The sequence below is a fragment of the Methanoregula sp. genome (assembly GCF_050010295.1).
Classification (GTDB): Archaea; Halobacteriota; Methanomicrobia; order Methanomicrobiales; family Methanospirillaceae; genus Methanoregula.
Genome location: NZ_JBEKLH010000004.1, coordinates 128831 through 141545 on the forward strand (window position 1 = coordinate 128831; position 12715 = coordinate 141545).

General features: G+C 52.1%; 14 protein-coding genes. 8 read left to right on the plus strand and 6 right to left on the minus strand.

Annotated elements, in window-relative coordinates; translation table 11 throughout:
* Positions 1–57: 57 nt before the first annotated feature.
* Complete coding sequence (locus tag ABSB80_RS06605) at positions 58–1638, minus strand: APC family permease (protein ID WP_428369388.1); 1581 nt, start codon at positions 1636–1638, stop codon at positions 58–60.
* Positions 1639–1887: 249 nt separating this feature from the next.
* Entirely contained in the window at positions 1888–2217 is a 330-nt protein-coding gene (locus ABSB80_RS06610) for a P-II family nitrogen regulator (protein ID WP_428369390.1), read from the minus strand.
* A gap of 176 nt (positions 2218–2393) precedes the next feature.
* Between ABSB80_RS06610 and ABSB80_RS06615 the strand changes: the two genes are divergently transcribed.
* Together ABSB80_RS06615 and ABSB80_RS06620 are read left to right on the plus strand one after the other, a co-directional pair.
* A complete protein-coding gene (locus tag ABSB80_RS06615) occupies positions 2394–2981 on the plus strand; it encodes a GNAT family N-acetyltransferase (RefSeq protein ID WP_428369392.1) in 588 nt (195 codons plus the stop codon).
* Positions 2978–3193, plus strand: coding sequence for a hypothetical protein (locus ABSB80_RS06620; RefSeq protein ID WP_428369394.1), 216 nt, complete (start codon positions 2978–2980; stop codon positions 3191–3193). Before ABSB80_RS06615 ends, ABSB80_RS06620 begins: the two co-directional genes overlap by 4 nt.
* Before the next feature lie 294 nt (positions 3194–3487).
* On the opposite strand, the gene ABSB80_RS06625 is transcribed toward ABSB80_RS06620, so the two are convergent.
* Positions 3488–3856, minus strand: coding sequence for an ArsR family transcriptional regulator (locus ABSB80_RS06625; protein WP_428369396.1), 369 nt, complete (start codon positions 3854–3856; stop codon positions 3488–3490).
* A 292-nt stretch (positions 3857–4148) separates the two neighbouring features.
* On the opposite strand from ABSB80_RS06625, the gene ABSB80_RS06630 reads away from it, so the two are divergent.
* Complete coding sequence (locus tag ABSB80_RS06630) at positions 4149–5069, plus strand: ATP-binding protein (protein ID WP_428369397.1); 921 nt, start codon at positions 4149–4151, stop codon at positions 5067–5069.
* Positions 5070–5311: 242 nt separating this feature from the next.
* Here the strand turns inward: ABSB80_RS06630 and ABSB80_RS06635 are convergent, their stop codons facing one another.
* Both ABSB80_RS06635 and ABSB80_RS06640 read right to left on the minus strand, forming a co-directional pair.
* Positions 5312–5827, minus strand: coding sequence for a zinc ribbon domain-containing protein (locus ABSB80_RS06635; RefSeq protein ID WP_428369399.1), 516 nt, complete (start codon positions 5825–5827; stop codon positions 5312–5314).
* 238 nt (positions 5828–6065) lie between these two features.
* Positions 6066–7637, minus strand: a complete 1572-nt coding sequence (locus ABSB80_RS06640) for an L-lactate permease (protein WP_428369401.1) — start codon at positions 7635–7637, stop codon at positions 6066–6068.
* Positions 7638–7873: 236 nt separating this feature from the next.
* Between ABSB80_RS06640 and ABSB80_RS06645 the strand changes: the two genes are divergently transcribed.
* The 5 genes from ABSB80_RS06645 to ABSB80_RS06665 all read left to right on the plus strand — a co-directional run bounded on the left by ABSB80_RS06645 (position 7874) and on the right by ABSB80_RS06665 (position 11442).
* Entirely contained in the window at positions 7874–9190 is a 1317-nt protein-coding gene (locus ABSB80_RS06645) for a protoporphyrinogen/coproporphyrinogen oxidase (RefSeq protein WP_428369403.1), read from the plus strand.
* Between the two features lie 64 nt (positions 9191–9254).
* Positions 9255–9953: a glycosyltransferase family 2 protein gene (locus ABSB80_RS06650; protein WP_428369405.1), complete on the plus strand. Its 699-nt coding sequence runs from the start codon at positions 9255–9257 to the stop codon at positions 9951–9953.
* Between the two features lie 38 nt (positions 9954–9991).
* Positions 9992–10417: a PaaI family thioesterase gene (locus tag ABSB80_RS06655; RefSeq protein ID WP_428369407.1), complete on the plus strand. Its 426-nt coding sequence runs from the start codon at positions 9992–9994 to the stop codon at positions 10415–10417.
* Positions 10418–10495: 78 nt separating this feature from the next.
* Entirely contained in the window at positions 10496–10777 is a 282-nt protein-coding gene (locus ABSB80_RS06660) for a hypothetical protein (protein ID WP_428369409.1), read from the plus strand.
* Positions 10778–10881: 104 nt separating this feature from the next.
* Positions 10882–11442 carry a ferredoxin domain-containing protein gene (locus ABSB80_RS06665; protein WP_428369411.1) on the plus strand — a complete coding sequence of 187 codons (561 nt, stop codon included), beginning with the start codon at positions 10882–10884 and terminating at the stop codon, positions 11440–11442.
* Positions 11443–11514: 72 nt separating this feature from the next.
* Here the strand turns inward: ABSB80_RS06665 and ABSB80_RS06670 are convergent, their stop codons facing one another.
* Positions 11515–12570, minus strand: coding sequence for a DUF3821 domain-containing protein (locus ABSB80_RS06670; protein ID WP_428369413.1), 1056 nt, complete (start codon positions 12568–12570; stop codon positions 11515–11517).
* Positions 12571–12715: the final 145 nt, after the last annotated feature.

The following is a 12715-nucleotide window of genomic DNA, read 5'->3' on the forward strand; positions in this document are numbered from 1 at the left end:
TGCTTACCTCTGGCATTTTTGGTTCATGTTATCTATGAAGGGGTCAATCTTCTGCCATTACTCTTTATCCAATCCATTTGCCTGGGGCATATTCGTGGTCAGTACCGGGAGACCCTCTTTCTTCGAGTTATGAATGAACCAGGCTGACCCGGCCACAAGCCAGACGGCAACCATTGCGAGCGCAATAATTGCATCGTTTGCCGTGTTTCCCCCGGCACTGATACCGAGCCAGATAACTGCCCCGAACATAATAAAATTCGCCAGGAAACCCAGTAAGGGGACCAGCTTGTGTTTCAGGATACTGGAATCAGGACGGTGGAAGAACGCCCACAGGGCAATCAGATTGGTCAGGCCATAGAGAAGGAAGGTGCCTGTGTTGGATGCCAGCGTGATCTGGGTCAGGTTATCCACATTCAGTACCCCATACGCGCCGAGTGCGGCAGATACCGCCACGAGAATCCAGATGCCATAGTGCGGGGTGTCGTACTTTCCATGCAGGACACCCAGCAGGGTGGGCACCTCTTTTTCCTTGCCCATGGCATAGGTGATGCGGACGCCGGTGTTCAGGCAGGCCAGGGTAGTACCAATCAGTGCCAGCACCACCGTCGCAGCAAATATAATCACAAGGATGAACCCGGTACCTCCAAGCATCTGGTCACCGATAACCCGTACTATGTCACCGATGGGAGCTCCGGATGCCGCTGCTGCCCCCCAGCCGGAAACTGCAGCTCCCGTCGTATCGGTGCCGGTCAGTTGCGGGCCGACAAAATAGATGGCGGCAAAATATTCGAATAAATAAGCGAATATGCCCTGAATGATAAGGGAGAGAAGGATTGCCCGTTTGATGTCCTGCTTTGGCCGGAGCGCTTCAGAACCCAGCGATGTTACCGACTCGAAGCCGACCAATAACAGGATGGCAATGGTCGACTGGAAGAGCAGGTTGGTGAAGTTGTGCGGAATAAGAATGGAAGAAGCGGTTTGTACATACGCCAGATCCGGATGCGCGTGCCGGTACAGGATCGCCAGTATTGCAAAAGCGATGAGCGCCGCCAGCTGGATGGCGTTGATGATAATCGCGGTCATGGTCGAACCAGAAATCCCGCGATAAGCGATGTAGCCGTTCAGGACCGCAAACAGGATGGCTACGAGAATCTGCTGCCACACTGCTAAGGTGATCCCAAACAGACCGAAAATATAGACGATCAGGATAGCCGAAAAGGCCACCATAATACCTGGATAAATCCAGTAGTAGAGATGGGATATCCAGCCAACTAAAAATTTGGCAACCCGCGCCCATTTACGGTGCCCAGCCTTTTCTTTTTCAAGGAAAGCGGCTTCAGCGTAATAATAGGAAGAACCGGAACCGGCTTTGGGATAGATATTTGCCAGCTCAGCATAGGAAATTGCTGTTAAGAAGGCAAGAATGAGAGCGGCCACCAAGCCCGTCCACATCTCGCCGGCAGTTGTTATACCACCGTTTGTCTGCGCTGCCTGTATCTGGAAGGTGGTCCAGAGGAATGCTCCAGGGGCAATAAGCGCCATGGCGTTCACCAGAAGCGAGGTCAGGTTCAGCGTGCGTTTCATCGTTCCGGTAGGCTGGCCAACCGTCGGTTGGTTACTGCTTTGTGATTGATCCATCGAATCAGATCCTCCTTAACCCGATCATGAAATTGTACATGGAAGGATATTTCCTTCTTAATATTATAAACATTCCCATTTGACCAATAAAACACAAAGTGTCTCGAGTGAATACCCTAGCCAAGAAGAATCAGTTTGATGATTAGGTGAACTTTTCAAATTTTCCTGACAAAAAGATCAATAATACCCTGGACAAAAGAAAATGAACACTAATGGATAGTCACTTTTTGGTTGAAGACTTCATTCAAATTATCTCCACGTCTCATCAGTGCGAACTTTCGCCATCATCTCAACCGGTAGGACAAATATTTTCCCGTCTCCGAACTTTCCTGTCCTTCCGGTGGCACGGATGATTGAGATAATTGTATCGACATCCTGATCATTTACGACCATCATAAGCATGATCTTAGGCAAGGTATCAACTTCAACCATTTCTCCCCGGTATTCGAGTGTGATACCTTTTTGTTCTCCTCTGCCGGTTATCTCAAGGATACTCATGGCAACAAAACCCTTCTCCTCAAGGGCTTTTTTTATCATATCGAGTTTGTCCGGCCGTATAATCGCATGAATCATCTTCATAAACTTTTCAACTCTCTTTTTTGTCAAGATTGTTTGTTGGTACTCGTATCTGGTGCATCTTTTCCTGATCAGAATGAATAGCATAAGAACCGTCCTTAAACTTTGCCGATGCTATTCGCATATGATATTATTGTAATTAGAAATATTTATAATATATAGAAGGAAACATCCTTCTGATGCAACAAGAAATCCGACTATACCTCGAAAAACTCAGCAAAGAAAATTTTGATAATTTAATTGATCTTCGTACAAAATTTATCGGATCAGAGAGAACCCGGTGTCTTGATACTTCAATAATAAATAGACTGAAAGAGGAGGCATTTTCAAAAGATTCTAAATACGAAGCGTATTTAGGAAAAATAGGAGTGGATTGGGTGGCTTATGTAATTATTACCATGTCATATTCGGTTTTTATCGCATTACCCAGCCTTTCTGTAGATGAAATATTTGTTTTGGATAAGTTCAGGGGTCTTGGGATTGGGCGGGCAATGTTTGAATTTTGCCTGAGAAAAGCAAAAAAAAGAGGTTGCGGAAAAATTGAGATACAAGTTCCCAACCGAAATAAAAAAGCAAAAAGTTTTTTTGAATTCAACAGCGCTGTCCAGAGTGATGTGACCTGTTATAAGATGGATCCCTTTGACACAATAATAGGAAAACCTTCGGGAAAGATGACGTATGCAGATTTCATGAGAATAAAAAGTAAAAGTAAAATTAAACTTGCCCGATTGAACTCCCGAGCAGATGACAATCGTCAGCTTCCATGATTGTATCAGAAAGAAAATACCATGGACCCATACCTGAAGACTCATGGAACTGGGAGGAGATCCGATCAATTGCACGGAAAACCATTATTGGCGCCAAGAAAAACATAGAAGATCCCAACATATTCCATAAGATCGCCCTTATTCCGGTTCTTGCATGGATTGGATTGGGAGCTGATGGAGTCTCATCATCATCGTATGGTCCCCCGGTGTGAGAACAGGACGAAGATCAGCAGGAGAACAACGAGATCATGACACGGAGAAAATTATCATGAAACCATTACAGGAAACAATTACCGATAAGGCAAGCGCCATTGAGGCTGGCGGACCTGATGCGGGGAACGGATATCCCGCGGGGCTTCCGTTTCTGGACTGTGGACCCGGTGATGGCTCACCGGATCGTGGGGATAATTGAGGGAATGGGGGTACAGGTGCTCCCTACCATTTTCTCTCTCACGCAGGGATTCATGATACCATAAAAAGATCCAGGATACCCGGAAAACAAGATCTTATCCAAGGTAAACCCGTAATTTTCTGACACGGGCAAGCTGATCCTTCATTTCTACTTTCTTCATATTCTCAATGTCCTGTACGATATCCGCAACAGGTTTTGTCAGCCCGTAGACTTTTTTCAGCCGACCCTTTTTTTCGGAGGGACACGTTCTGATCCAGCCCTGGTCATTCAGGTACTTCATCGCTATGCTTATTTCAGACTCGCATAAATCAGTCCCGCTCTCAATTTCCCGGAACGTTATCAGGGATGTACCCGCAAGGAATACCAGCAGGCTTGCAGCGTTTTTATTCATCCCGAGCTTTATGAGAAGAATAACAAATTCTTTTTCTTCTTCGGAGAAATATTGTCCTTTGTTCCGTTGCATCAACCCACCAGATTGTACTAGGGTATCCTCATTTTGATTTTTATTTAAATTGATAAATGTATTTTGGTTGTATTTTTTTAAAATTTTATCGAGCCCAGTGATAATGCGGATTGCAATTCTGAAACGGCAGCCATGGACCCGTATTGCACCAACCCGGTCTTTATCCTGTGCTACAATGCCTGATCCGGCTCCTGCCAGCCATGTGAGTTACTACGGTAGTTCTGTTTTTGGAAATGTTCCCGTGCACAAGCTTGATACCGTGGTCGGATAATATCCAAGGGAGAGCGCGGCCATGAAACGAAAGATCATCAGCATTGATGAAAAAAAATGCACGGGCTGCGGGCAGTGCATACCGGACTGCCCGGAAGGAGCGCTCCAGATGATTGACGGGAAGGCACGCCTTGTCAGCGACCTCTTCTGTGATGGCCTCGGCGCGTGCATCGGTACCTGTCCCGAAGGAGCGATCTCGGTTGTCGAGCGGGAGGCCGTACCGTATGACGAGAAGACCGTGATGGAAAATATCACGAAGCAGGGAGCGTCCGTCATCAAAGCCCACCTCGAACATCTTGCCGGCCATGGACGGACAGCATCTTACAACGAGGCAATTGAGTACCTGATCGAGAACGATATCCCCCTCCCGGATCACACTCCTCCGGAGCGCCGGAAGGCATCCACACTTCCTCCCGGTATGGTCCATCCCATGGCCGGCAGGACCGGGGAAGGTATCTGCCATCCCGAGCCGCACGCCCCGCATCCTTTCGCAGGTTGCCCCGGCTCAGCGGCCCGGAGTATTCCGCGGGACGGCTCCCGTGCCGGCCCCCGGCAACCGGTTGGCGGGACGATCACATCCGAACTCCGGCAGTGGCCGGTCCAGCTCGCGCTCCTGAACCCCGCGGCCCCGTACTTCGACAACGCAGACATCCTCATCTCCGCGGACTGCGTCCCGTTCGCCTACCCCGGTTTTCACGCGGAGTTCCTGCAGGGCAGGATCCTGATCATCTTTTGCCCGAAACTCGATTCGGACATTGAAGGTTATATAAAAAAACTCGCGGAGATTTTTGTCCAGCATACGATCCAGTCGATCACGCTCCTCCATATGGAAGTACCTTGCTGCAGTGGCGTGCGGTACGTTGTGGATAAGGCGCTTGCAAGGACCGGGGTCACGATTCCGGTCGAAGAGAAAACCGTAACGATTGAAGGAGAGGTGGAGTAACCGTACGACTGCATAACTTTCCCGTGCCGGTTATATCCAGACGAGATTTTCAGAAGACCATGACAGGTCTGCCTGTCTGATTTTAAATTCTCCACCCTCCCCGATGGCCCGGTTTTTTACATTCAGGAAGCTGCCGATGCATCACATTTCATAAACGTTCCCGGATCAATCCGGCATGAGAGCAATACATCTCTCCTGTAGACTCCGATTTTCAGTACCTTCCGATCAACCGGTCCATCCGATCATACCAATCCGTTGGTATCGAGCAGTTTACGGTAATCACCGGTATCGAGCGAACCGAACTGGCTCATCAGGGGCGCTATCACCATCGTGATGAGTATCAGGAGCGCGACAGCGATCACGACGAGGGCGAAGACGATGAACAAGACCATGTGAAGCGTTCGTGTCTCGCGGAACGGCAACTCCCCCGTGTTCATCTTTCCCGCCACGGAGTACGCGTTGTACATCCCGTAGAACCACACGATGAGACCGGGGATCAGGAGGATCGCCAGCCCCGCGAGGGCAAGAATAAAGACGACAACCCCTTTTGCGGTCTCACCGTTGTATACCTGCCCGAGACCGGGAAGCACGGATGAGCAGACTCCCGCGATCAGCGGGTTCTTCTGATCCCGGGGAAGTGTAACGTACCCCGGATACCCGGCCGGGGTGCTCCCGTCCATCCGGGCACCGCATCCGCTGCAGAACCGCGGAGACTCCTCGTCTGATTCCTTCCCGCAGTGCGGGCAGATCATAGGCATGCAGGTACCTTGAAAGGAGATTGATCCACGAATAATAAAAAGACTCGTCCATCAATGGGCACAGGTGCCCATCCGGTAATTGCCATTTGTCAAACCATGAGACGTTGGTAATTTTTTCCGGCAGGATCCGGATCGATCCTCTCCGGTGGCCGAACCACGTTATCCGAAGACGGTACTGAAATGTCTTTAAAAAGTGGAATTAATGGATAGTGTTTGCGGGGATGCACCGAAAAAGGGATTAGAGGACCAGCATCACAACGAGCATCACGCCGGTCAGGATCGTCAGCACGATCGCGACCGGTGCAACCTTGCGGACCACTTCCCCTTCAATACCCAGCTTGTCCACGACCGCTGCCGCGTTGATGATCTTCGCCACGGCCACCCCCGAAGCAATACCACCGGCAACCGCGTGCGCGGCATAGACCTGGATAAAGTTCAGGTTCAGGACATCGGTTGACTTCTTGAGGATGCCGTAGAACATGACGTTTGAGGACGACTCGCTGCCGGAGACGAAGGCTCCAAAGAGGCCCAGTGTCGGGCTGAACAGCGGGAACGCTATGCCGAAGGCGAGGGCAAGCGACAGCCCGATCACCACGTTCATGTTGAAGGCATTCGCCCCGGGGGCAAAAGTCACGGCCCCGTTGATCACCGATTGGCCGGACCAGTCCATGACATAGGCGATCGCAAAGAAGACCATCGCGGCAAGGGTCGGGCTCCAGGCACGCTTTACCCAGAGAGTGAGGATATGCTTTGCCTCTTTGCCGCTCCGGACCAGGAGCGGTGCGGCGATGATGGTGCTGACGAGCACCCAGAAGTAGGCCTGGTTCAGGAGCTTCAGGTCCACGAATTTATTGGCCACGACAGGGATCTTCTGGATCGGCCCGAGGAATGTGTAGAGGCCGGTCTGGATGACGGGGATGCTGATGATGATTGCAAACGTTACGAGCATTATCCAGGGGAAGGCTGCCCTCCAGAGCGGCATGCCGGTATCCGTTGCAGAAGTGTCGGCAGGAGTGGCTGTACCGATCGGCTTTCCCCGGATTGCCCTCAGGAGGAAGAGGATCGCGATCGTTACAAGACCCGAGAATACACCGACGAGTCCTATGGCAGAGCCCGGGAGGAGATTGACAAAGACGATTGCAGAGAAACCGAGCGTCAGGCCCGCAACCAGCGCCGTTGAGAATCCTTTCTTTACGCCTTCGAACCCGTCGGCAACCCAGAGCATGCCCAGCGCAATACCGGTCGAAATGACTGGCAGGAAGAGGGCGATCGTGCAGCCGAGGAGCTTGGGGTCGAAGTTGAAGACCGACGCAGGGATCGTGATCGGGACTGCGAGGAGCGAGAAGGAAGTGAGCGGGTCGTAGCCGAGACAGGGCAGGGCGACCGCAGCTAGAGGGGAGAACCCGAGTGCGAGCATGATTGGCGGCAGCATCGTGACCGGCGTTGCACCGATCGAAACCAGGAACGACCCGAACCCTACGTTCAGGATCATGATCTGTTCGTACCGCTCGGCCGCGATGGACTTGATATATGCCGTGATCCGGGCAATCGCGCCGGTCACGTCCATCATGGTCACCTGCAGGATGGTAAAAAGTACCATCAGCGATATGCCAAACGATGAGAGTACGCCGCTCCAGGAGGCATACAGCGCGATGTCCGGCGAAGTCTGGAAGAACAGGATGGCCAGGACAACGGTCGACAGCCAGCCGACGATGCCCATCAATGTTCCTGACTGTTTCAGGAAAACGAGTCCGATAAAGATCAGGAGAATGGGCAGGATTGCAAGAATGAACTGAACAACGAGATCCACTTTGATCTACCCTCCAGGGTATCAAAAAAAGTCCACCACGGTATAGCATAACAGTATCGTTTTGTTCTCTGTATTGTAGAAGATAGTATAAAAAAATGGGAATTTTCCCGGGATTATATTCAGGTACGCTGGCGATCCGGTCGATCGTATACTATTACTGAATCTATGGGCCGGTCGGATAACGATTTGTCCCGGTACGCTCAATCATATATGCCCAAACGACGCACGTATGTGCAGTGACGACAGCAATTCTTGGGGGGGGCCTCTCCGGCCTGACGCTTGCCCGGCTCCTGCACGAAAAAGGGGAAGAAATCATCGTCCTTGAAGCGGAGCCGGAATATGGTGGACTCTGCCGATCGAAAGCAAAGGCAGGGTTCACGTTCGATACCGGCGGATCCCACATCATCTTTTCAAGAGACGCCGAAGTCCTCGCGTTCATGCGCCGTATGATCGAAGGGAACGAGCAGCGGAACCAACGGAACACGAAGATCTTCTACAAAGGCCGGCATGTCAAGTACCCCTTCGAGAACGGGCTGCACGAGCTGCCACCGGGGGACCGGTTTGCCTGCATCAACGGCTTTGTCCGGAACCTGATTGCCGTTGAGAAAGGGGAGGCAAAGAAGCCGGAAAATTTCCGGGAGTGGATCCATTACATCTTCGGCCAGGGTATCGCTGAGTGCTACATGGTGCCCTACAACGAGAAGATCTGGAAATATCCCACGGAAAGAATGTCACTCCACTGGGTGGACGGACGGATTCCCCGCCCACCGGTTGAAGACATTATCAGGTCCGCAATCGGGATTGATACCGAGGGCTACACGCACCAGGCCGTCTTCTCGTACCCGCTTGACGGCGGGATCGAAGCCCTCGTCCGGGCAATCGCACGGCCGGTAGAAAAATTTGTCCGCACCGGGTTCTTGGTGACCTCAGTCAGAAAGGCCGGCAACGCCTGGCTTATCAGCAATGGTAAGGAGACGGTCAAAGCTGACCGGGTCATCTGCACGATACCAGTCCAGAACCTGCTGCCCTGCCTTGAGGATCTCCCGGCACCGGTCGCCGATGCCTGCCGGGCACTGGTATACAACGCACTCATCTGCGTCAATATCGGCATCAGAGGCACAATCCCGGGGATTTCCTGGATGTATATCCCGGACAAAAGCCTCGGGAAGACCAACCGGGTCTCGTTCCCGTCAAACTTCAGCCGGCACGCGGCCCCCCAGGGCTGTAGTTCCGTCCTCGCCGAGATCACCTGCCAACCGGGCGACGGAATCGCCAGTCTTCCGGATGATGAACTTGTCCGGGAAGTGACGGCCATGCTCACATCGATGCAGGTCTGCACCCCGGAGAATATCGTCTTCACTTCCGTGGAACGCCAGCCGTTCGCGTACGTTGTCTATGACCTCGCGTACCAGAAGAACATCGCCACCATCCGGGAGTTCTGCTCGCGATCCGGCATCCCGCTTGTCGGCCGCTTCGCCCAGTTTGAGTACCTGAACATGGACGGGGTCATCCGCTCTGTCTTCGATTTTGTTGAACAGGATAAAAAGCCCTGAACCGGTTTTCTGCATCACGCTTATCATCAGAAAAACACACATTTCTACAGGAGTTTTTACCCGAATGATATCGGTTATCATCCCGACTTTTAATGAAGAGGAGAATATCGCCCAGTGTCTTGTCTCTCTCTGCCATCAGACGGTCCCCCGCAGCGGGTACGAGATCATTGTCGTCGACGGCGGTTCAAAGGACAGGACGTGCGAGATCGCAGAAAAATACGCTGACAGGGTCTTCATCCAGACCAGCAGAAAGGTGGGCGGCGCCCGCAATGACGGAGCTCGCGTTGGAAAAGGGGATATCATTGCCACCACCGATGCGGACTGCATCCTTCCGCCCCACTGGATACAACGGATTGGCGAGAATTTTTCAAACCCCTCGGTTGTCCAGGTCTATGGCCCGATCTACCCCATCGAGGAGGGCTTCGGCAACCGGTTCTCCCTCCTGCTTGCGAACACGTTCTCCCGGATCGGCTATTACAGCAGGACGTTTTATTATACGCTCGGGTGCAATACCGCGTTCCGCAAGGAGGCATTCGAAAAAGCCGGCAGGTATCGTTGCATCGATGCCGGTGATGACCTCGAGATCGCCATGCGGATGAAAGACCAGGGGGCTATCCGGTTTGATGGCAGGCTCAAAGTCGGGTTCTCCATGCGGCGCTACAAAAAATTCGGGACCGTGAAATCCTTGTACGAGTGGATGTATATCGTTGCCGATGGCGGAGAGACCCAGAAATATTCGTACTCGCAGAAAAAATACAAATGAGCTTCCCGGATCATGAAAGAATTTCTCCGGTGCGCACCATGATACCGAATCCCCATCCCGCTCACGATCCCGCTGCCATCGCCGATCGGATAACGGCATTTAACCAGAGCGAGTTCGCGCAGCTCCTGAGAATGGAGATTACGGAGGCGGATGACGGGTACGCACGCGTCATTATGAACTGCGGGCAAAAGAAAAATCCCCATGGGGTTGCCCACGGAGGTGCAATCTTTGCCCTGGCTGACCAGGCGTTCGGGATCGCCGCAAACTGCGCAGGGACCGACCGTGTAGCCGTCTCGGTGCACATCCAGTACATCGCTCCGGCGACCGGCGACCTTGTCGCCATTGCAGAACGGGTCGCTGATAACGGGCGGTGCTCAACATTCCGGGTTATGGTCTACGAAGGTGAGCGGACCATCGCACAGTTCGACGGTGTCGCATTCCGGGTCTCTCCCGGCACAGAATGATGCGCCCTTTTCTCTTTCCCGCAGGGACGTATCACCTAACCGATTAGTTTTTATTTCGGGATGGAAAACTGTCATTACATGACAGAAAATGCCATAAAACCCAGCCCGCTGCGGATTGCTGCGGCAATTATCCTTGGGTGCGTTGTCGGGTTCATCATCTTCTTTATCATTGCGCTGGGCATCGGTTTTGTGAATGATCGCATGGCGATGAATATCCCGGTAAACCTGCTCTTTGCAGAAAATATCTGGAGTGCCGTACTCCTCGTTGTGCTGATGGCAGCCTCGATCATCTATTTCTGCTGGAAGGTCTGGACGACACCCCCGATTGAGGAAGAAGTCGCTGTTGCCGACAAGTCCTGATCTTTTTTTTAAATTCTATGATTTCTCTCCAGAGCCCTGAATCTTTTCAAACAACCCTGCGCAGTTACGCACCTTTATCCCGTCGTCATCGCACATATTCCGGCATGCATGCTGAAAAGAACGCTGTTGCCACTGTCGCAGAGCTGATGGTGCTTGCCGCCAGGACCGCCCCGAAAGGCAGAGGGGTGGACACCATCCTGTGCAGAGTGCTGACCGGAAAGGAGATCAAGGCTGTTGCAAAACGTCTCGCTGAACTGGGCGAGGCAAAAAACATCGGTTTCTTTCTGCGCGACTCAAAAAATATTGCCGCATGCGACGGGTGTGTCCTCATCGGAGGAAAAGGAAACCTGACCGCCGGCATCAACTGCGGGGCGTGCGGTTTCCTGACATGCGCCGACATGGCAGAAGCGTACGCCACGCTAAAAGAGCAGGACACATTCTTCTCGGGCCCGAACTGTGCAGTAAGGATGGCCGATCTGGGGATAGCGATCGGTTCTGCGGTAAAAACCGCCCAGATCCATAATGTTGACAACCGGATCATGTATTCCGGCGGTGCCGCAGCGCTCGACCTCGGCCTCTTCGATAAGGAATGCACGGTCGCGTATGCTGTTCCCCTCTCGGCGACAGGAAAAAACATCTTCTTTGACCGTGATATTGCCAAATAATGATCATTAAGATTTTTTGGGGTTATGGTACCGGAGTCATCCCGATCGGTTTATGCCTGTTTCTCCGAAAAATTATTTTTTCCGTGAATATACCGCAAAACAGATGATCGCCGCACCGACAGTGACAACGAAACCGAACCCCGGACTCCGTGTCGGCTGAGGCAGGGTTGATTGTCCCGTTATTGAGGGTATTACGGAAGTCTGTGGGGCAGGAGTGCTTACGCTGGCCGGAAGAGTGGTCGGTTGCGGGATAGTAGTCTGGGAAACTGAAGGCTGGGACGTGATCGGTTCGGTTGCAGGCGGAATTGTTGTGGTCATATGCGTGGGTAAAACCGTGATCTGAGTGGTGGGATTTGTTACATATGCGCTGTTTGCAATCCGGGGGTTCTGATCCTGATCCAGAACGGTGACCTGGCTGCTGATGGTTTTTCCGATCACGCCGTAGTTGTCCTTCATGCCGTTGACATCGCATTGCACCCAGACCGTGTACGTGCCGGAAGGATAGACAGGATTGCCGGTATCCCATATCGGACCAGTCAAGAAAGGACTCGTTGTGACCTGAATATTGTCTATCGGAGTCGTAGTACCTCCATTAACCAGAGCACTATACTGGGCACCATTGGGAGCCTGAACATACAGCTGCATGGTTGGCGAGACGGACCGCTGGGAAATTGCGATCAGGTTGGTGTCTATCTCAAACTGGACCAGATCTCCCCGTGGTACCCAGCTGTTGGTTGCATCGATCGAAGCCGTGGTATCCTTCACCTTTACGGCAAGGTTGGGATCCGCAACCGTGAATGCAGGCCCCGCTGCCTTCGAGGCATTATCCAGACGGTACCAGCCACCGGTATACGATCCGAATGATGTGGGATCCACATAAAAACTGGTCGGACTGCTGATCGGGACGACCTGATTCGGAGAACTGGTCGCAATGTCAGCGGCGGATGCCCACCACCCGATCTGTGTTGAACCTCCTAACGCTCCCCTAATATCCAGTCCCTGCTCCCCGATGAAGATCGTATTTCCCTGGGAGATCGTAGCGATTGGCGGCGCCGCACTCGCATAACCTACTGCTACCAGCAGGAAAAACAGCAGAATTGTACACATATTCGCCAGTCTGAATGCCATAGTCATCCATCTCCCGTCAAGATATATAAAATTTACAAGACGTGGTTTGGCTGGCTTGTCGGAGGATTGCAATATTTCAATGCCCGCATGCATCGACAGTCAATTTTATCAGGTCATTTTTACAAATGAAGCCAGACCTTTTCTT

Excerpts from the sequence above, each read along its gene's own strand:
- ABSB80_RS06630 (WP_428369397.1), top strand. The coding sequence starts at position 4,149 with ATGAAACGAAAGATCATCAGCATTGATGAAAAAAAATGCACGGGCTGC.
- ABSB80_RS06650 (WP_428369405.1), top strand. The coding sequence starts at position 9,255 with ATGATATCGGTTATCATCCCGACTTTTAATGAAGAGGAGAATATCGCC.
- ABSB80_RS06635 (WP_428369399.1), bottom strand. The coding sequence starts at position 5,827 with ATGCCTATGATCTGCCCGCACTGCGGGAAGGAATCAGACGAGGAGTCT.
- ABSB80_RS06625 (WP_428369396.1), bottom strand. The coding sequence starts at position 3,856 with ATGCAACGGAACAAAGGACAATATTTCTCCGAAGAAGAAAAAGAATTT.
- ABSB80_RS06610 (WP_428369390.1), bottom strand. The coding sequence starts at position 2,217 with ATGAAGATGATTCATGCGATTATACGGCCGGACAAACTCGATATGATA.
- ABSB80_RS06655 (WP_428369407.1), top strand. The coding sequence starts at position 9,992 with ATGATACCGAATCCCCATCCCGCTCACGATCCCGCTGCCATCGCCGAT.
- ABSB80_RS06670 (WP_428369413.1), bottom strand. The coding sequence starts at position 12,570 with ATGGCATTCAGACTGGCGAATATGTGTACAATTCTGCTGTTTTTCCTG.
- ABSB80_RS06620 (WP_428369394.1), top strand. The coding sequence starts at position 2,978 with ATGATTGTATCAGAAAGAAAATACCATGGACCCATACCTGAAGACTCA.
- ABSB80_RS06665 (WP_428369411.1), top strand. The coding sequence starts at position 10,882 with ATGCATGCTGAAAAGAACGCTGTTGCCACTGTCGCAGAGCTGATGGTG.
- ABSB80_RS06615 (WP_428369392.1), top strand. The coding sequence starts at position 2,394 with ATGCAACAAGAAATCCGACTATACCTCGAAAAACTCAGCAAAGAAAAT.
- ABSB80_RS06660 (WP_428369409.1), top strand. The coding sequence starts at position 10,496 with ATGACAGAAAATGCCATAAAACCCAGCCCGCTGCGGATTGCTGCGGCA.
- ABSB80_RS06605 (WP_428369388.1), bottom strand. The coding sequence starts at position 1,638 with ATGGATCAATCACAAAGCAGTAACCAACCGACGGTTGGCCAGCCTACC.